Origin of the sequence: Anaerotignum sp. MSJ-24, assembly GCF_018918145.1 — a bacterium.
GTDB lineage: Bacteria > Bacillota > Clostridia > Lachnospirales > Anaerotignaceae > Metalachnospira.
Map to the genome: position 1 here is coordinate 48,776 of NZ_JAHLPX010000009.1, position 18,063 is coordinate 66,838.

General features: G+C 40.8%; 17 protein-coding genes. 14 read left to right on the plus strand and 3 right to left on the minus strand.

The features are described from left to right. The first annotated feature begins 31 nt into the window (after positions 1 to 31). From ftsZ to rsmH, 14 genes are all read left to right on the plus strand, one after another. Complete coding sequence (gene ftsZ, locus KQI66_RS09575; protein WP_216429006.1) at positions 32 to 1,198, plus strand: cell division protein FtsZ; 1,167 nt, start codon at positions 32 to 34, stop codon at positions 1,196 to 1,198. A 128-nt stretch (positions 1,199 to 1,326) separates the two neighbouring features. Continuing rightward, positions 1,327 to 2,241: a ketopantoate reductase family protein gene (locus tag KQI66_RS09580; RefSeq protein WP_216429008.1), complete on the plus strand. Its 915-nt coding sequence runs from the start codon at positions 1,327 to 1,329 to the stop codon at positions 2,239 to 2,241. A gap of 82 nt (positions 2,242 to 2,323) precedes the next feature. After that, the gene (locus KQI66_RS09585) at positions 2,324 to 2,776 is read left to right on the plus strand and encodes a cell division protein ZapA (protein ID WP_216429010.1); all 453 of its coding nucleotides are present in this window, start codon (positions 2,324 to 2,326) and stop codon (positions 2,774 to 2,776) included. A 55-nt stretch (positions 2,777 to 2,831) separates the two neighbouring features. Then, positions 2,832 to 5,261, plus strand: coding sequence for a DUF3656 domain-containing U32 family peptidase (locus KQI66_RS09590; protein WP_216429012.1), 2,430 nt, complete (start codon positions 2,832 to 2,834; stop codon positions 5,259 to 5,261). 7 nt (positions 5,262 to 5,268) lie between these two features. Next, positions 5,269 to 6,816 carry an FtsW/RodA/SpoVE family cell cycle protein gene (locus KQI66_RS09595; protein WP_216429014.1) on the plus strand — a complete coding sequence of 516 codons (1,548 nt, stop codon included), beginning with the start codon at positions 5,269 to 5,271 and terminating at the stop codon, positions 6,814 to 6,816. A 42-nt stretch (positions 6,817 to 6,858) separates the two neighbouring features. After that, positions 6,859 to 8,640, plus strand: a complete 1,782-nt coding sequence (locus KQI66_RS09600; protein ID WP_216429015.1) for a peptidoglycan D,D-transpeptidase FtsI family protein — start codon at positions 6,859 to 6,861, stop codon at positions 8,638 to 8,640. 183 nt (positions 8,641 to 8,823) lie between these two features. Next, a complete protein-coding gene (locus KQI66_RS09605; protein ID WP_216429016.1) occupies positions 8,824 to 9,291 on the plus strand; it encodes an NUDIX hydrolase in 468 nt (155 codons plus the stop codon). Positions 9,292 to 9,326: 35 nt separating this feature from the next. After that, positions 9,327 to 9,629 (plus strand): hypothetical protein, encoded by a 303-nt coding sequence (locus KQI66_RS09610; protein ID WP_216429018.1) that lies wholly within the window; start codon positions 9,327 to 9,329, stop codon positions 9,627 to 9,629. Between the two features lie 87 nt (positions 9,630 to 9,716). Next, positions 9,717 to 10,373: a VTT domain-containing protein gene (locus KQI66_RS09615; protein WP_216429020.1), complete on the plus strand. Its 657-nt coding sequence runs from the start codon at positions 9,717 to 9,719 to the stop codon at positions 10,371 to 10,373. 23 nt (positions 10,374 to 10,396) lie between these two features. Then, positions 10,397 to 11,764, plus strand: coding sequence for an MATE family efflux transporter (locus KQI66_RS09620; RefSeq protein ID WP_216429021.1), 1,368 nt, complete (start codon positions 10,397 to 10,399; stop codon positions 11,762 to 11,764). Between the two features lie 20 nt (positions 11,765 to 11,784). Continuing rightward, positions 11,785 to 12,369, plus strand: a complete 585-nt coding sequence (locus KQI66_RS09625; RefSeq protein WP_216429023.1) for a TetR/AcrR family transcriptional regulator — start codon at positions 11,785 to 11,787, stop codon at positions 12,367 to 12,369. 20 nt (positions 12,370 to 12,389) lie between these two features. Continuing rightward, positions 12,390 to 12,869, plus strand: coding sequence for a hypothetical protein (locus KQI66_RS09630; protein ID WP_216429024.1), 480 nt, complete (start codon positions 12,390 to 12,392; stop codon positions 12,867 to 12,869). A 28-nt stretch (positions 12,870 to 12,897) separates the two neighbouring features. After that, the gene (locus tag KQI66_RS09635) at positions 12,898 to 14,217 is read left to right on the plus strand and encodes a replication-associated recombination protein A (protein ID WP_216429027.1); all 1,320 of its coding nucleotides are present in this window, start codon (positions 12,898 to 12,900) and stop codon (positions 14,215 to 14,217) included. A 10-nt stretch (positions 14,218 to 14,227) separates the two neighbouring features. Further along, entirely contained in the window at positions 14,228 to 15,289 is a 1,062-nt protein-coding gene (gene rsmH / locus KQI66_RS09640; RefSeq protein WP_216429033.1) for a 16S rRNA (cytosine(1402)-N(4))-methyltransferase RsmH, read from the plus strand. A gap of 42 nt (positions 15,290 to 15,331) precedes the next feature. Here rsmH and spoVT read toward each other — a convergent pair whose 3' ends face one another. The 3 genes from spoVT to aroA form a co-directional block, all read right to left on the minus strand. Next, positions 15,332 to 15,880 carry a stage V sporulation protein T gene (spoVT, locus tag KQI66_RS09645; RefSeq protein WP_216429036.1) on the minus strand — a complete coding sequence of 183 codons (549 nt, stop codon included), beginning with the start codon at positions 15,878 to 15,880 and terminating at the stop codon, positions 15,332 to 15,334. Between the two features lie 271 nt (positions 15,881 to 16,151). Then, positions 16,152 to 16,769 carry an SGNH/GDSL hydrolase family protein gene (locus KQI66_RS09650; RefSeq protein ID WP_216429038.1) on the minus strand — a complete coding sequence of 206 codons (618 nt, stop codon included), beginning with the start codon at positions 16,767 to 16,769 and terminating at the stop codon, positions 16,152 to 16,154. A gap of 5 nt (positions 16,770 to 16,774) precedes the next feature. Then, a complete protein-coding gene (gene aroA, locus KQI66_RS09655) occupies positions 16,775 to 18,061 on the minus strand; it encodes a 3-phosphoshikimate 1-carboxyvinyltransferase (protein ID WP_216429040.1) in 1,287 nt (428 codons plus the stop codon). Positions 18,062 to 18,063: the final 2 nt, after the last annotated feature.

Consider the following 18,063-nt stretch of genomic DNA (forward strand, 5'->3'; position numbering starts at 1 on the left):
TTAGGGAAAAAGCTTAGGAGGATCAGAAAGAATGCTCGAATTAGATATGAACAATGCAAATGTGGCACAAATTAAAGTTGTAGGCGTAGGCGGCGGCGGAAACAATGCTGTTGACCGAATGATCGGCGACGGAATGAGCGGAGTTGAATTCGTTTCTATTAATACAGATAAACAGCAGCTCGACAGATCACTTGCACCCACAAAAATCCAGATTGGCGAAAAGCTTACAAGAGGACTTGGTGCAGGCGGAAATCCTGAGGTTGGAGAAAAGAGCGTTGATGAAACAAAAGAGGAAATCGCCAACGTATTTAAAGATGCCGATATGGTATTTGTTACTGCCGGAATGGGCGGCGGCACAGGCACAGGTGCGGCTCCCAAGGTTGCGGGAATCGCAAAAGAAATGGGCATACTTACTGTCGGCGTTGTTACAAAGCCTTTCCTTTTTGAGGGCAAGAAGAGAATGTCAAATGCCGAAATGGGTATTGCAGAACTCAAAAAGCATGTTGATACTCTTGTTATCATTCCCAACAATAAGCTTTTAAGCATAATCGATAAGAAAACAACAATGGTTGAAGCATTCAGAAAAGCTGATGAAATCCTTCGTCAGGGTGTATCGGGTATTACAGACCTTATTTCAAGTCCCGGTATCATCAACCTTGACTTTGCCGATGTAAGAACAATTATGTCCGATAAGGGTATCGCTCATATGGGTATCGGTGTAGGAACAGGAGAAAATAAGGCAGAAATGGCTGCTAAGACTGCTATTTCAAGTCCTCTTCTTGAAACAACAATCGCCGGAGCTAAATATGTTCTTATCAATATCGCCGGAGATTCTAACCTTGGTCTTCTTGAAGCCGGTGAGGCTGCAAGCATTATCAGCGAGGCTATTGATCCAGATGCTGAAATCATCTTCGGTACAACTCTCAATGAAGAGCTTGATGATAAGGTTATCGTTACTGTTATCGCAACAGGACTTGATGCAAATAACACAGCAAGCGAGCCTGCAAAGAAGCCCGAAGCTAAGCCTGTTGCTGAAGAGCCTAAGAAGGAGGAAGCTCCTGCACAGCCTGCATCAAAGGACGAAACAAAGCCTGTCGAGGAAACAAAGGACACTGTTTCCTACATAGACAATAACGGTGAAAAGGTTGAGCTCGATATTGATATTCCTTCATTCCTCAGAAGAGGTAACAGAAAATAATTCTACAAAAAAAGTTATGTAAATCCTTTTTGACAGATATTTTATTCAGAAGAAAACATAAGAGCTGCTCCGATGATAAAGAGCAGCTTGTTTTTTAAGATGTTTGTAATTTAGACGGGAGGAATCATATGAAGTATCTTATTATAGGAACAGGCGGAACAGGAGCTGCAATCGGAGCCTTTCTTGCGGCAGACGGAAAAGACGTTACATTCGTTGCAAGAGGCAATCATCTTAAGGCTATGCTTGAAAACGGTCTTACGGTTGAATCGGGAATAAGAGAAAATCTTGATATTAAAAATGTCAAAGCGGCGGAAGGCAAGGACATTGAAGGAAAGTTTGATGTTATATTTGTCTGCGTAAAAAGCTATTCTCTTGATGAAATTGTTCCGGTTATCGAAAAGGCAGCTTATGAAAACACTGTTGTTATACCGATACTTAATATGTTCAAAACAGGAGCTGCTCTTAAGGAAAAGCTTCCTAATGTTAAATTCCTCGAAGGCTGTATATACATAAGTGCATATATCGACGGACCGGGAAAGGTTGTACAGGTTGGCAATGTATTTAAACTTTTCTTCGGCAATCCTTATAACGAAAATGTCAAAGCCGGTATGCTTGAAGAGATTGAAAGCGATTTAAAGAATGCCAAAATCACAGCCGGAATATCGGACGATATACTCAGGGATTCATTTAAAAAATTCACATTTATTTCTGCCTTTGCCGCAGTTGGTTCATATTTTGACGTATCAGCCGGAAGCATTCATAAGGAAGGCGAAATAAGAGAATTTTATAAATCACTTCTGAGAGAAATTATTGCTGTCGGCAAGGCTATGGGTGTTACAATGAGTCCTACGCTTTTTGATGATGATATTCAGAGCATTGATAATTTCGGTCCCGATGTAAAGACTTCTCTCCAGCGTGACCTTGAGGCAGGAAAGAATTCGGAGATAGATACGCTTGTTTATTCCGTTGTACGCCTTGCCAAGGAATACGGCATAGATACACCGAGCTATTCGGCAGTTGCGGCTAAATTTCAAATGTCTTAAAATTTGCAAAAGGTATGGTTAATTATATCGTACTATGCTATACTAATGTTTATTAAATTTGCAGTTTTGAGGTGGACATCAAATGGCTGAAAAAAATCATGTTACGGTCATGATAGAAGGCAGAACAATGACTATTGTGGGAACAGAGTCCCCGGAATATATGAAAAGCGTCGTTGATTACATAGAACAAAAAAACAGTGAAATCCGTTCGGGCAAAGGCAAAAAGATGAATGTTGCCATGGCATCAATTCTTACATCTATAAACGTAGCTGATGATTTCTTCAAGGAAAAACAGCATCGTGAGGATATAGAGTCCGAGCTTGAGAACATTAAAAACGAGCTGGAAAAAACAAAGGAAGAGCTGGAAAACGCCAATAAGGAGATTGAACAGCTCAACAGGGATATTTATATACTTAAGGACGACATGAATATGCTTGCGGAAGAAAAAGCACAGGTTGAGGATCAGCTTGACGAGTACTTTGTTGCTCTTGATGCAAGCAAGAATATTTCACATAAAAACAGAAACAATAAATGATTATTAAACGGGCGGGCGTATCAACCCGTCCGTTTAGTGGTTATGGAGGAAAACTATGTCAATTACAATAAAACCGGAGCTGCTTGCGCCCTGCGGTTCGCCTGAAGCACTAAGGGCAGCTGTTATAAACGGTGCAGATGCGGTATATCTCGGAGGAAAAAAGTTCAGTGCAAGAAAATATGCCGGAAATTTCTCCGTTGAAGAGCTTAGCGAGGCTTGTGATTACTGTCATATAAGAGGTGTTAAGGTATATGTTACCGTAAACACACTTTATAAGGATTCGGAGCTTACGGAATTTATAAAATTCGTAAAAGAGCTTTATATGATCGGCGTTGACGCACTTATCGTACAGGACGCCGGTGCAGCCAATCTTATAAAACGCTCATTTCCGGATATGAAAATAAACGCAAGCACACAGCTTACTGCAAATACTGCCGAGGACGTTCTGTTTTTGCAGAAAAATGGCTTTGATAAGGTCATATTGAGCAGAGAGCTTACGCTTGAAGAAATTAAGAACATAAGAAAAAGCACTGATGTGGATATAGAGTGCTTTGTTCACGGCGCATTATGTGTGTCATTTTCCGGCCAGTGCATAATGAGCAGTATTCTCGGCGGAAGAAGCGGAAACCGAGGCTGTTGTGCACAGCCTTGCCGTCTGCCTTATGAGCTGTATGAAAATAGGGATAAGGTATGCGACGGCTATCTTATGAGCCCCAAAGATGTTGAAACGCTTGAGATACTTCCCCAGCTTATTGAGGCAGGAATAAATTCGTTCAAAATAGAAGGACGTATGAAAAATCCGGAATATGTTGCCGGAGTTACATCTATATATCGTAAGTATATAGACCTTTATTTTGATAATCCGGAAAATTATAAAGTAGACAGAAACGATATAAAAATACTTACACAGCTTTTCAACAGAGGTGGATTTACCAACGGATATTTCACATCGCCTTCCGGCAGTGAAATGATGAGCATTGAACGGCCCAAAGCATGGGGACTTAAAACCGGAATTGTTGACAGCTATGACGAAAAGCATGGCAGAGCCAACATAAGAACGAGAGAACCGCTTGTTCCAGGTGACGGCATAGAAATATGGACGCAGACAGAGCCGCACATAGGCTGTGGCATATCCAGACCGTCCAAGGCCGGAGAGATAATAAGCATTCCCATAAAGGGAAACATATCAAAAAATGACTTTGTGTATAAAACCTTTGATAAGGCACTCATGGATTCCATGAAAAAGACCTATGAAAAGGACACACGAAAAACTAAAATCTTCGGAAAGCTTAAGGCTGAAGAAGGCGAACCGCTTGTGCTTAAGCTCTGGCTTGAAAAGGGTACAAGCATTTCCGTTGAAGGCAATATTGTTCAGAAGGCGGAAAACAGACCGACAACAGAGGCAGACCTCAGAAAACAGATAAGTAAAATGGGTTCGACACCCTTCGAGCTTGCTAAGCTGGATATTATCTGCGGTGACGGCATATATGTTGATATAAAGAGCCTTAATGAGCTCAGAAGAAACGCCTGTGAGGCACTCGAAAGCTCTATATGCAAAAAATATAAACACTCCGAGCCGGAATTTGTTGCACTTCCGGAGGTCAGTGTAAGCGGTAACATGAAAAACAAGGCTTTAAATGTCCGCGTAAGAACAATGGACCAGTTCAACGCAGTTGTCGGCATTGACGGAATAGAGAGAATTTATTTCGATATGGGCGATGACTTAAGCGAAAATCTTGAAAGAGCCATAAAATCCGCACATGAAAGAGAAATTAAGCTTTTTGCGGCATTCCCGAGAATATACAGGGAAAATACAGCCGATATTTATGCAGAGCTTATCGCAAAGCTTAAAAACAGCCTTATTGACGGTTTCCTTGTTACATCGGTCGGACTTTTTGATATGGTCAAAGGTTGGGGATTTGATGCGGCAATAGATTACAACATGAATGTTTTCAATAATGAGGCTGTGGAATATTACAGACATAAGGGTGCGGACAGCATTACAATGTCTGTGGAAATGAATGTAAAAGAGCTTCAGACAGCCGCAGACGAAAGCTGTGAAATGGTTGTCTACGGTTATCTTCCGCTTATGACAACGGTTCAGTGTCCCATAGGAAATTATGTCGGCGGAAAGAAAAACGGACGCTACTGCAAGGAGCGTTACACTGACAGCGACTATGTTCTTAAGGACAGAAAAAATGTGGCATTCCCGTTGCTTACGGATTGTGAGCAGTGTGTATGCCAGATACTTAACAGCAAACCTTTGTTTACACTTAAATTTTATGATGAAATCCTTGATACACCGACAGGAAGCGTAAGACTTGATTTTACAAGGGAAACGCCGTCCGAAGCCGCCGACATAACAAGGGCATATGCGGTAATGACAAGAAATAACGGACGAGCAGATTCTTCTGTAAAATCGTTCATGGCTAAAATGGATAAAAAATCGGTGACTAAGGGACATTTCTTCAGAGGAGTTGAGTAATAGCCATATGTTTGATTTACTTGTGCTTTTGAGCAGATATGCCTTTATTGCACTTATCGGATTGTTTATATTCTTCGGACTGATATTCGTTATTGATGAACGAAAGGGTGAAGGAAAAAGACTTCCGATGGTGATTTCCGCACAGCATAAAATAATAGTTGTTATGCACATTATTGCCTATGCGATATTGTCTTGGAATGAAACCGATAAAATTGTTGATGTGCAGACAATAATAATCGGTGTGCTTGTGCTTGTATATTTTTATGTGGCAAATAAGCTCATAAAAAAATCGTATAAGCGAAGTTGTCCGTTCATATGGAACTGTATGTATTTTCTTATGGATATAAGCATGATAATGCTCCAAAGACTTAACCATTCGCTTGCATCAAAACAGCTTGTGTGGCTTACGGCGAGTATGGTTATCATGCTTTTGATTCCGCTTATACTTAAATTAATACCTAAGCTTGAAAAATTTGAAATATTCTATTTTGTTGCGGCAATAGTGTTCATACTTCTTCCGTTTGTATCGGGAAATGAGCTTTACGGTTCACTTAACTGGATAAGCATAGGCGGAATAGGCTTTCAGCCTTCGGAAATAGTTAAATTCCTGTTTCTGCTGTATATTGCCTGTGTGTTCAGAAAACCGCTTGATATGAAAAAGCTCGGAATAATTACAGGCTTTGCAGCATTTATTGTTATTTGTCTTGTTTTGCAGAAGGATTTGGGCGGAGCACTTATATTCTTCACAACGTATATGCTCCTACTTTACATAACAACAAGCAATATACTTCTGCTTCTCGGTGGAGTCGGCTGTATGGGACTGGCATCGGCTGTAGCATATAAGCTTTTTTCGCACGTAAGAGTCCGTGTAAAAACATGGCTCGATCCTTGGAGCGATGCCGGAAATACAGGCTACCAGATAACTCAGTCATTGTTTGCCATAACAACATGGGGCTTTCTGGGCAGCGGACTTACAAGAGGTATGCCGACAAAAATTCCCGTTGTCGAAAGAGATATGATATTCTCGGCAATATGCGAAGAATTCGGATGTATATTTGCGATGGGCCTTGTATGCATTTATGTGCTTATGTTTATTAGAGGAATGCTCATTGCGGTAAGGTCAAAAAGAAGATTTTACAGTATACTTTCAGCCGGAATAGTAATAATGTTCTCCTTCCAGACCTTTATCATTATCGGCGGAGTAATAAAGCTTATTCCGCTTACCGGCGTTACATTGCCTTTTGTTAGCTATGGCGGCAGTTCGATACTTGTCAGCAGTATATTGATGGGACTTCTCCAGTGGAGCAACCAGATGTCGTTGCTTAAGGATAAGAACGGTGATGAGCATGATAATACGGCAGAACTTGATACATATTATGTTCTGAACAACGGCAACGGAAAAATATCACTCAACAAGAAAAATTCTGAAAAGCATTATGCGAAAACAACTGTCGCAAAGAGTAGCCCCTCGGCAGACAGACCAACGGTCAAAAAAGTATCTGCTGCAAATAAAACAAAACGGCTTATGTACAGAAGAGATAAAAGAGATAAATAGTGACAACAGTATTTTGACTTAATGCAAAATGGGGTGACAGATATGCAAAATGGAATGAAAATAAGTATGAAGCGTGTGTTCTGGCTTCTTGTTGTTCTGTTTGTTATGATTCTTGGCAAGCTGTTCAAAACTGTTGCCTATGACAGACAGACGATAGCCTCCAGCAGCTATAACTCAAGGCTCGGATATGACAGCGGAGATTTTAAGCGAGGAACAATATACGATGTCGATGGTAATGTTATGGCAGAGAGCGTTAAAGACGGCGATAGATATAAACGCCAGTATCCTTACGGAAGAGCCGCCGCACATATAACCGGATATACTGGAAGCGGTGCAGTCGGAATTGAGGCTGCGGAAAACTTCACACTTCTGGGATTGAATAACGAAATAAGCCAGAGAGCGGAAAATATACTGCATGGTGTTGAAATGCAGGGAAATGATGTTCATTTGACAGTCGATATGGATATTCAGCAGCTTGCCTATGAACTTCTCGGAAACAATAAAGGAGCGGCTGTTGTTATGAATCCGACAACAGGCGCAATAATCGCTATGGCATCTACTCCGGCGTATAATCCCAATACGGTAAACGCCGATTGGAATGAGCTGGCAAACGACAGCAGCAGTCCTATGCTTAACAGAGCAACACAGGGATTGTATCCGCCGGGATCTACATTTAAAATAATTACGGCACTGGCGGCAATGAGAAATATGGCCAATATAGATGATTTCACCTTTGACTGCGAAGGTGAGGTAGAAATAGGCAACAGCGTTATACATTGCTATAACAGCAGAGTTCATGGCAGACTTAATATTGATGATGCAATGGCGGTTTCCTGTAACTCAACATTTGCAACTTTGGGAAAAACAGTGGGAGCGGCAAAACTCAGGGAAACAGCAGACAACCTTAATGCGAATTCGGCGATAACTCTCGAGGTTCCGCTTTCGCAAAGCTCTGTTTCGCTTTCGAGATTTTCAAGTGACAGTGAACTTGCCGAAACATCAATCGGACAGGGCAAAACAGTGGTTACACCGATTTATATGGCAATGCTGATTTCTTCCGTTGCAAATGACGGACAGATGATGCAGCCATATATGGTTTCTTCGATAACGGACAGTGCCGGAAATACAGTTTCAACAACAGTACCAAAGGTTTACGATACAGTAATGACATCACAGGAGGCAGACAGGCTGACCGAAATGCTTATACAGGTTATAAACCGAGGAACAGGAACAGCGGCACAGCTTAAAGGTTATCAGGCGGCAGGAAAAACAGGTACGGCAGAAAATGAGAATGAAAACGATCATAGCTGGTTTGTAGGCTTTGCATCAACGGATAATCCGCAGGTTGCCGTTGCTGTTATTCTTGAAAACGTAAGCGGAAACGAAAGAGCAACGCCTATCGGTGCAAGACTAATGCAGGCTGTTCTTGACAAACAGAATGCCGGAAAGATTGATAATAATAATTATAATTATCAGGCACAGCCGGTAACACCGGAAGAAAATAAAAATGACGAAATTAACAGCGATACCGAAATAATCGAAAATACCGTAACACCGGACGACGATTATGTAATCGGTTCCGACAACACAGACGGTTCAACAGACGGAACATCAAACGGAAATAATAATGAAAACGGAACGGACGGCACACAAAACGGCAGTCCGGGAACAAACGACGGCTCTTCCGGCGATAATAATACAGGTGGAGGAACTACCGAAACACCGACAATAGGCGGATCGGATAATAATACTGAGGGCGGTAATACCGCCCCCGGTTTGTATAAGGACAATGAAGGACATAGACTTGAGCTTGTCAATAAATAACGTATGGAAATAAGATTATATTTCTGTACGTTTTTTATTTTTTATGAATAATATGTATTGGTTCTGTATATCCCGTAAAGCTTAATATTGTCTAAAAATTTGTGCTATATGTTGAAATGGACATTAAAAAGCGGTATACTAATATCAATGGACAGATAGAATATAAACTACGGAGGTAATCGGGTGATAGAAGCAGTCAGTTGCGGAGGCGTAGTTATATGCAGATGGAAAATACTTCTTCTGTATAAAAACCAGAACGGACGCTACATGGGCTGGGTATTACCCAAAGGCACTGTTGAAGAAGGCGAAAGCTTTATGGAAACGGCATTAAGAGAGGTTAGTGAGGAATCGGGTGCAAAGGGTCATATCATCAAATATATCGGAAAAACGCAGTATGTTTTCCGGGGAAGCGATGATATGGTTAATAAATCAGTGCATTGGTATCTTATGTCGGCAGACTCTTTTTACTGTAAGCCACAAAGCGAGGAATTTTTTGCAGATGCAGGGTTTTACAAGTTCCACGAGGCATATCATCTTTTAAAATTTAATGATGAAAGACAGATGCTCAAGCGTGCTTTTCTTGAATACGCCGATATAAAAAAGGCAGAGGGCATTATGCCAAGAAATGTAATTTTAAAGGGCTATAATTAAACCCTAAGAATATTAAAATGAAGGGAGAAATCATTATGAGAGGTTTTGAAAATTTTACGCCGTCAGATATTAAGGCTTATGTTGCAGCTATGAAGGAAGAAGAAAACAGAGGCAAGCTTATAACAATTATTGCTATCGGTGCTGTAATTATCGGACTTCTTACCGTAGGTATAATATATCTCATCAAGAACAGAAATGATGACGATGAATACGATGAGTGGGACGACTGGGATGATGACAACGACTCTGACGAATATGAGGAAGATGCAGACGGAGAATGCTGCTGCACAGATAAGGACGTAGATAAGAGCGTTAAAGTTGAGCCTATTGACAAATAATTTAGCTTAGCTAAATGAGCCGTGGTAAAAGCCACGGCTTATACTTTTTTTATAGCACTGTAGAAATAGAGACAGAAGGTGTTTGACATGAATGACAAGACAGAATTTTCTATAAAAGACTATATTCCGGTAATAATTATGGGCGTCTGCATAATAGCGGAGGCAATATTTATTTTTGTAAACAGAATAAGCATAAATGATATAAGCAGATTTATAACGGAAAACGAAAAACAGGCGATTGTTATTATTATAGGTCTGTTTGCACTTAAGGGCGTTTGTGCCGTGATATGGTTCAGCGGACTTGTTGCGGCAAGCGGTTTTGTATTTGGTTTTTATGACGGAATTATAGTAAATTCCATAGGTACGCTTATCTGCTTAAGCGTATCGTATATTATGGGGTATTTTACAAAAGCCAATCCTATAAATTCAATAGCAAAGAAGAATAAAAAGATAGCTAAATATGTGGACAAATGTACAAGCAGTTCGTTTCTGGTTTCTTATCTGCTTCACGCTATGGGCTTGTCCACAGAGGCATTGGGAATGATTTTCGGCTTTATGAAAATGCCGTATTTTAAATATCTTTTCAGCAGCTTTATTGCAATGCTCCCGACAATGATATGTATAACGGTTTTTGGCGGAGAGCCGAGCCTTACATCTCCGGCGTTCTGGATTGCGGTCGGAATAAAGGTAATAGTTTTTGCAGCGGCATATTTCAAAAATCATAAATTGGCTGTTGAACATTAATATTAAGCAATTTCGGAGGAAAAATGGAAAATAAAGAATTTCTCGGCACGGAAAAGGTCAGTAAACTTTTTGTTAAGCTTGCTGTACCGACAATAGTTGCACAGCTTGTCAATTTACTTTACAATATGGTTGACAGGATATATATTGGTCATATGAAGGATATAGGCTCGCTTGCACTTACGGGCGTAGGAGTTTGTATGCCTGTTATTATGATAATATCTGCCTTTGCCTGTCTTATCGGTATGGGCGGAGCACCGCAGGTATCAATAAGCCTCGGTAAGGGTGAGCATGAAAGGGCAGAAAGAATTATGAACTGCTGTTTTATGTTTCTTATATTGATAAGCGTTATATTAACTGTGTTTTTGAGAATATTCGGTGATAGACTTCTTCTCCTTTTCGGAGCAAGTGAAAACACAATTCCTTATGCTTCGGCATATATGAATATTTATGTTCTCGGAACGCTGTTTGTCCAGCTTTCGCTCGGCATGAATATGTTTATAACCTGTCAGGGCTTTACGAAAATAAGTATGCTTTCGGTCATAATCGGTGCGGTTATGAACATAATACTTGATCCTATATTCATTTTCGGACTTGATATGGGCGTGCGTGGAGCGGCAATGGCAACCATAGTTTCACAGGCGGTTTCCGCTGTGTGGATAATAAGATTTTTGTTTGGCAAAAAGACAGGAATTAAGCTCCAAAAACGATTTTTTAAATTCGACTTTAAGCTTATACTTCCGTGTATGGCATTGGGTGTTTCGCCATTTATTATGCAGTCAACGGAAAGTATACTTAATATATGTTTTAATTCATCACTGCTTAAATACGGCGGAGATATTGCGGTCGGAGCAATGACGATACTGTCAACGCTTATGCAGTTTTCGCTTCTTCCGCTTCAGGGAATGAGCCAAGGAGCACAGCCGATAACAAGCTATAACCTTGGTGCCGGAAAACCGGAAAGAGTTAAACAGTCGGTTATGCTGCTGCTTAAGGTGTGCTTTGCGTATTCAATGCTTTTCTGGATAACGCTTATGCTGTTTCCGACATTTTATGTAAAGCTCTTTAACTCAAATACGGAGCTTGTTACCTATACTCAGTGGGCAATGCGTATTTATTTTGCGGTACTCGGAATATTCGGTGTGCAGATTGCCTGCCAGCAGTCATTTATTGCTCTCGGCAATGCAAAATCATCTGTGTTCCTTGCACTTTTGAGAAAGGTAATACTTCTGATTCCGCTGATTTATATATTACCGCATTTTCTTGAAAATAAAGCCTTTGCGGTGTATCTTGCCGAGCCGGTAGCAGATATTATTGCGGTTTCAACAACGTCTGTGATGTTTTATAAATATTTTAAAAAGGTTCTTAACAATATGCAGAAGAAAAACAACTGATTTTAACAGGGGGAGTTGTTATGGGGCAGCCGTTTGGAACAATGGATACAAGAACAAGACTTATTTTATACGGACTCAGGTATATGGCGGAAAATGGAACGGATAATATTTCGCTAAGAAAAATTGCTGCCGAATGCGGAGTGTCATGTGCCGCACCGTATAAGCATTTTGAGGATAAGGACGATTTTATTGCCGCAATAATACAGTATGTGGCAGATAAATGGACGGAAATTGCCAACGGAATAATAAATGAATATCCCGATGATATGCGTAAACAGCTTGTGGAGATAAGCATGGCGTATATAGACTTTCTTGTAAAATATCCTTATTTCCGTTCTGTTATAATGGCCGGATTTGAAAGAAAAAACGATGAAATAGAGGCTCAGAAGAAGATCAGTCCTGTATCAAGCGGTATTATAAAAGAATATATCAAGAAGTATAACATAGACGAAAAAACATGTATGGAGAGAATGTTCTTGATACGTTCAATGATATATGGAGCGGCTCTTATGATAGATAACGGACAGCTTGAATATAATGATGCTGTAAAAGAAATGATAAGAAATCTGCTCGACAAGGCGGTTTCAATGGAGATTTGTGATTGAGTTGCGAAAGGAGATCTGCTATGCGTAATAATTCACCGAATAATAGGAAAAATGGGATATACATAATTATTGCATGTGTACTTTTGTGGAACGGAATTCCGATGCTGATAAGTGCAATCACCTTCCTAAACAGAGAATATATGAATTCCGGTATTTCGCTTGGTATGCTTGGTATATCCGTTATCTTAGTATTGACAGGAATCAGATGTATATTCAAGGCAAAGAACAATTCGAGAGAGTCAAAACAAGAACGTTTTGATTACAATACAAATACTAAAAAATCAAATATAAACAATACAAAGCAGTTTAAGACAAAAAGCTTCAGCACAAAGCCTTTTGAAACAAGATATAAAAGTCCGGCTAAGACAACAAAGAGAAAATATTCGGAAGGGGATAATTTCTTTGAGCTTGAGTCTAAGTACGAAAAAAGCTGGATTGACAAAGAACGAGAGGCAGAAAACAAGAGAATTGCAAGACAGAAATCAACGGGTGAGTTCTGATGTTCATTGATTTAAAGAGGATTTTAAGATGGATTTATTTGAATATAATATGTCACAGCAGTTCAATACAAAGGCTCCGCTTGCAGCAAGAATGCGACCGGAAAGTCTTGAGGACTATGTCGGACAGGAGCATATAATAGGCAAAGGGAAAATGCTCTATAACGTAATAAAAGCGGACAGGCTTGGCTCGATAATACTTTACGGGCCTCCCGGAACGGGCAAAACAACGCTTGCAAAGGTGATAGCAAACAGCACAAAGCGTAAGTTTGTACAGCTCAATGCGACAACTTCGGGAATAAAGGATATAAAGGAAACTGTGCAGAAGGCTAAAGAAAATGCCGGAATGTATAATGTCGGCACAATATTGTTTATCGACGAAATTCATAGATTTAATAAAGCACAGCAGGATGCACTTCTTCCGCATGTGGAAAACGGAACGGTCACGCTGATAGGAGCTACAACGGAAAATCCTTATTTTGAGGTAAACAGGGCTTTGGTTTCACGTTCCTATGTATTTGAGCTTAAGCCGCTTACACAGGAGAATATAAAGGAGCTTATACTTCGTGCAATAACCGATAAGGAAAAGGGCTTCGGAAATATGAATATAAATATTTCAGATGAAGCAGTGAAGTTTATTGCGGATATATCAAACGGAGATGCGAGAAGAGCATTGAACGCAGTTGAGCTTGCGGTTCTGTCGTCTGAGGAGGACGAAAACGGAGCAATAAATATAAACATAGATATGGCGCAGGAATGTATACAGCAGAGAGCGCTTAATTACGATAAGGACGGAGATAATCATTATGATACTATTTCCGCTTTCATAAAGAGCATGAGAGGCTCGGATCCCGATGCTGCATTATACTACCTTGCAAAAATGCTTTATGCCGGAGAAGATATTAAGTTCATTGCAAGACGAATTGTTATCTGTGCATCGGAGGACGTTGGCAATGCCGATCCGCATGCTTTGCAGGTGGCTGTTTCGGCGGCAGAGGCAGTAAATATGATAGGTATGCCGGAAAGCCGGATAATATTGGCACAGGCCGTAACCTATGTTGCCTGTGCTCCGAAGAGCAATGCCTCATATATGGGCATTGATGCGGCTTTAAATGATGTTAAAAATATAACCGTAAAGGGCGTTCCTGCACATTTGAGAGATTCGCATTACAGCGGAGCGGCAAAGCTTGAGCATGGAGTAGGCTATAAATATGCACATGATTATCCGGGACATTATGTTAAACAGCAGTATCTTCCCGATGAGCTTGTCGGAAAGATATATTATCAGCCGACAGAAAACGGCATAGAAAAGAAAATAAGCGAATCATTGAGAAGGCTCAGAGGAAAATAACGGAGGAAATATGGAAAATAATCAGAATAACGGACAGCCTGTTCATAAAAGGCGTGTAAGATACAGCGGAACTCACCCAAAGAAATTTGAGGAGAAATATAAAGAGCTTAATCCGGAAAAATATGCCGATACGATAGAAAAGGTAATAAGCAAGGGCAGTACACCGGCAGGTATGCACATATCCATTATGGTTAAGGAAATACTTGATTTTTTGGAGATAAAGCCGGGACAGCATGGATTGGACGCAACTCTCGGATATGGCGGACATACTGAACAGATGCTGAAATGCCTGAACGGAGAAGGACATATATACGGACTGGACGTTGATCCGATAGAGATAGTCAAAACCGAAAGCCGTCTTAGAAAGCTCGGCTATGATGAAAGCATATTGACTGTATGTCCGGTAAATTTTGCAGACATAGATAAGGTTTCGGAAAAATACGGTAAGTTTGATTTTGTTCTTGCCGATCTGGGCGTATCGTCCATGCAGATAGATAATCCGGAAAGAGGCTTTTCTTATAAAGCAGACGGGCCGTTAGATTTAAGATTAAATCCCAATAAGGGTGTTTCTGCGGCAGAAAGACTTAAGGAGATAACAAAGGACGAGTTTGAAGGAATGCTTGTCGAAAATTCAGATGAGCCTTATGCGGCAGAAATAGCAAGGGCAGTTTTTTCAAAAATGAAAAAAGGCGGAAGGATAGAAACAACATCGGATTTAAGACAGATAATTGAAGATACGCTTGAATTTGTTCCAAAGGCAGAGCGTAAAGAGGCTGTTAAAAAATCTTGTATGAGAGTTTTTCAGGCATTGAGAATAGATGTAAACAGCGAATTTGAGGTGCTTGAGCAGTTTATGGAAAAGCTTCCGTATGTTATGAACAGCGGCGGAAGAATAGCTGTGCTTACATTCCATTCCGGTGAGGACAGACTGGTTAAAAAAGCCTTTAAACGAATGAAAAAAGAAGGTCTGTATTTGGATATATCCGAGGACGTAATTAGACCGAGTGCAGAGGAATGCAGAAGAAACGGACGAGCCCGTTCAACAAAAATGAGATGGGCAATAAAAGCATAAATAAAACAAAGCGGCGGACTTGTAATCCGTCGCTTTGTGCGTTTACTGCTCCATTTGTTTGCCTAAAAAGCCTGCGGCTGTCTGTGCAAGCTTTCCTTCAACCTCGCCCATTTTTTTGTCCGGAGAGAGAAATACAACCGCACCGAGAGCATCACCTTCGCATATTATCGGCGTAATAAGCTGATAATTATAGCTGTCGGCGGCTGAATTTTCATCAAGCACAGGTATAAAGCTGCTTTCGTTTTTTGATGCAACGAGAGTGCTTCTCGCATTTATACATTTTTCCATTTCACTACTGATATGCTTTTCGTAGAAATCCTTTTTCGGACCTCCCGAAATGGCTATTATTTGATCCTTGTCCACAATGCAGGTTACATGGCCTGCCGTTTGTGCAAGCGATTCGGCATATTCTCTTGCAAAGGCACTGAGTTCGCCTATGGGTGAGTATTTTTTTAATATAATACCACCTTCCGAATCGGTGTATATTTCAAGCGGATCGCCTTCACGTATCCGTAATGTTCGGCGGATTTCCTTTGGAATGACAACCCTTCCGAGATCGTCAATGCGTCTGACTATTCCGGTAGCTTTCATATATAAAATTCCTCCTGTTTCTATATTATTATCTATATTTTATGCTGTATTACGATGTATAAATAGTATGTGGAAACGGAGAAGAATTATACGCAAAAGACAGAATTATGACGATAAGGAAATATTGATTAAAAAATTAAGAGTAATTGATTTTGTAAATTTGCAAAAAGGTGCAAATAATAAGTGTGAAAAAGTGCGTGTAGGTGCAAATTATTAAAAGCACAGCCTTCGACATTATATACGTTGGCTGTGCTTTTTAATTTAAACAAAATTATTTTTCAGCCAATTCTTCGATTAACGGTTTTATATGTTTATAGACCGTTTCAAAAAACAGCTTATATCCGAGAGTGCTTATATGCACGCCATCCCACTGGAGAAGGGGAGCAAGGTCGCCCTTTGCGGCACCGTTGAAGGCCTTGTTCATGTCGATAAGCATAAGACCGTACTCTTCGGCTTTTCTCTTTATTATATCACAGTATGTATTGAGTACGGAATTTTCGATAAACGGCATTCCGTCGTCCTCAATAACCGGCGGCGGAGTCAGAAGAACAAGCTGTGATCCCGAATCCTGTACGGCATTTATTATTTTGTCATAATTAAATTCAAATTCTTCAACACCTCTGTGCTGATAATCGCTGAAAGCACAGTCGTTTGAACCGAAAAGCATTATGACAAGCTGTGGATTATAATGCAGAACATCACCTTCAAGGCGTCTTAAGCCTTCTCTTGAGGTTTCACCGTTTTCACCTTTGTTTTTTACGGTTATGTCCATCTGTGGAAAATCCTCTTTGAGCTGTTTTCTTAAAAGAGAAACATAATCCGTTCCGTAATCCGCACAATATCCATAGGTTATGCTGTCACCGAAACATACGATTGTCGCTTCCTTCATATAGCTTACGCCTCCCTGAGTGTGTCAAAAAGCTTGTAAAAGCCGGGAAAAGAAATGTTTGAGCATTCCGAATCAAGTATTGTTGTGCTTCCTTCTGCCGCAAGTGCCGCAACGGCAACGCTCATGGCAATTCGGTGGTCGTCATAGCTGTTGCATTCCGCACCGTGAAGTTTGTGAACACCTTTTATAATCATTCCGTCATCGGTAGGAGTTATTTCAGCACCCATTCGGTTGAGTTCTGCTGTTGTTGTTTCAATACGGTTGGATTCCTTTACTTTGAGCTCTTCCGCATCGGCTATTATTGTTTCGCCTTCGGCAAAGCATGCTGCAACGGCGATAATAGGAATTTCGTCTATAAGCTTGGGAATAATGTCGCCTTTTATTACCGTACCGTGAAGTCTGCTTGTTCTTGCAACTATATCGGCAACAGGCTCACCGCATACGATACGCTCGTTTTTCAGTTCAATATCCGCACCCATATCAAGAAGGGCGGTTATTATGCCGATTCTTGTGGGATTAATACCGACATTGAGAACAGTTACTTCGGAATTCGGACATATAAGAGCCGCAACGATAAAATATGCGGCAGAGGATATGTCGGCCGGAACAGAAATATCTCTCGCTGTGAGCTCTTCAACGGGATTAACCGTTATTGCGTTTCCTTCTGTCTTTATGTCTGCACCGAGATAGTTGAGCATTATTTCGGTATGATTTCTTGTTGCCTCCGGCTCTGTTATTGTCGTAGGGCCGTCGGCATACATTCCGGCAAGAATAATTGCACTTTTTACCTGTGCACTTGCTACGGGAAGCGTGTAGTTTATTCCATGAAGTTTACAGCCTTCAATGTCAAGAGGAGCTGTAAGCTTTTCATTTTTTGACGTTATTTTTCCGCCCATAAGCTTTATGGGATCGGCAACTCTGCCCATGGGACGTTTCTGTATTGATGCGTCGCCGGTAACATGGCTGTTAAATGGCTGTGCGGAAAGAAGTCCGCTCATAAGACGGAGAGTTGTTCCGCTGTTTCCGACATCAAGCGTTTCGGTAGGAGCTGTAAGACCATGCAGTCCTTTTCCGTGAATAGTCACATTTGTGCCGTCAACCTCTATGTCAATGCCGAGCTTTTTAAAACAGCTTATTGTGGAAAGACAGTCTGCTCCTGTGAGAAAGCCGGTTACGTGCGTTGTGCCTTTGGCGATTGAGCCGAGCATAACAGAACGGTGCGAAACCGATTTATCTCCGGGAACAACAACTGTTCCGTTAAGGCTTTTTGCCGGGTTTATTACTGTATTCATTA

What these genes read in the sequence shown, in the direction of transcription:
- ftsZ (WP_216429006.1), top strand. Translation starts at nt 32, where the DNA reads ATGCTCGAATTAGATATGAACAATGCAAATGTGGCACAAATTAAAGTT.
- KQI66_RS09580 (WP_216429008.1), top strand. Translation starts at nt 1,327, where the DNA reads ATGAAGTATCTTATTATAGGAACAGGCGGAACAGGAGCTGCAATCGGA.
- KQI66_RS09585 (WP_216429010.1), top strand. Translation starts at nt 2,324, where the DNA reads ATGGCTGAAAAAAATCATGTTACGGTCATGATAGAAGGCAGAACAATG.
- KQI66_RS09590 (WP_216429012.1), top strand. Translation starts at nt 2,832, where the DNA reads ATGTCAATTACAATAAAACCGGAGCTGCTTGCGCCCTGCGGTTCGCCT.
- KQI66_RS09595 (WP_216429014.1), top strand. Translation starts at nt 5,269, where the DNA reads ATGTTTGATTTACTTGTGCTTTTGAGCAGATATGCCTTTATTGCACTT.
- KQI66_RS09600 (WP_216429015.1), top strand. Translation starts at nt 6,859, where the DNA reads ATGCAAAATGGAATGAAAATAAGTATGAAGCGTGTGTTCTGGCTTCTT.
- KQI66_RS09610 (WP_216429018.1), top strand. Translation starts at nt 9,327, where the DNA reads ATGAGAGGTTTTGAAAATTTTACGCCGTCAGATATTAAGGCTTATGTT.
- KQI66_RS09615 (WP_216429020.1), top strand. Translation starts at nt 9,717, where the DNA reads ATGAATGACAAGACAGAATTTTCTATAAAAGACTATATTCCGGTAATA.
- KQI66_RS09620 (WP_216429021.1), top strand. Translation starts at nt 10,397, where the DNA reads ATGGAAAATAAAGAATTTCTCGGCACGGAAAAGGTCAGTAAACTTTTT.
- KQI66_RS09625 (WP_216429023.1), top strand. Translation starts at nt 11,785, where the DNA reads ATGGGGCAGCCGTTTGGAACAATGGATACAAGAACAAGACTTATTTTA.
- KQI66_RS09630 (WP_216429024.1), top strand. Translation starts at nt 12,390, where the DNA reads ATGCGTAATAATTCACCGAATAATAGGAAAAATGGGATATACATAATT.
- KQI66_RS09635 (WP_216429027.1), top strand. Translation starts at nt 12,898, where the DNA reads ATGGATTTATTTGAATATAATATGTCACAGCAGTTCAATACAAAGGCT.
- rsmH (WP_216429033.1), top strand. Translation starts at nt 14,228, where the DNA reads ATGGAAAATAATCAGAATAACGGACAGCCTGTTCATAAAAGGCGTGTA.
- spoVT (WP_216429036.1), bottom strand. Translation starts at nt 15,880, where the DNA reads ATGAAAGCTACCGGAATAGTCAGACGCATTGACGATCTCGGAAGGGTT.
- KQI66_RS09650 (WP_216429038.1), bottom strand. Translation starts at nt 16,769, where the DNA reads ATGAAGGAAGCGACAATCGTATGTTTCGGTGACAGCATAACCTATGGA.
- aroA (WP_216429040.1), bottom strand. Translation starts at nt 18,061, where the DNA reads ATGAATACAGTAATAAACCCGGCAAAAAGCCTTAACGGAACAGTTGTT.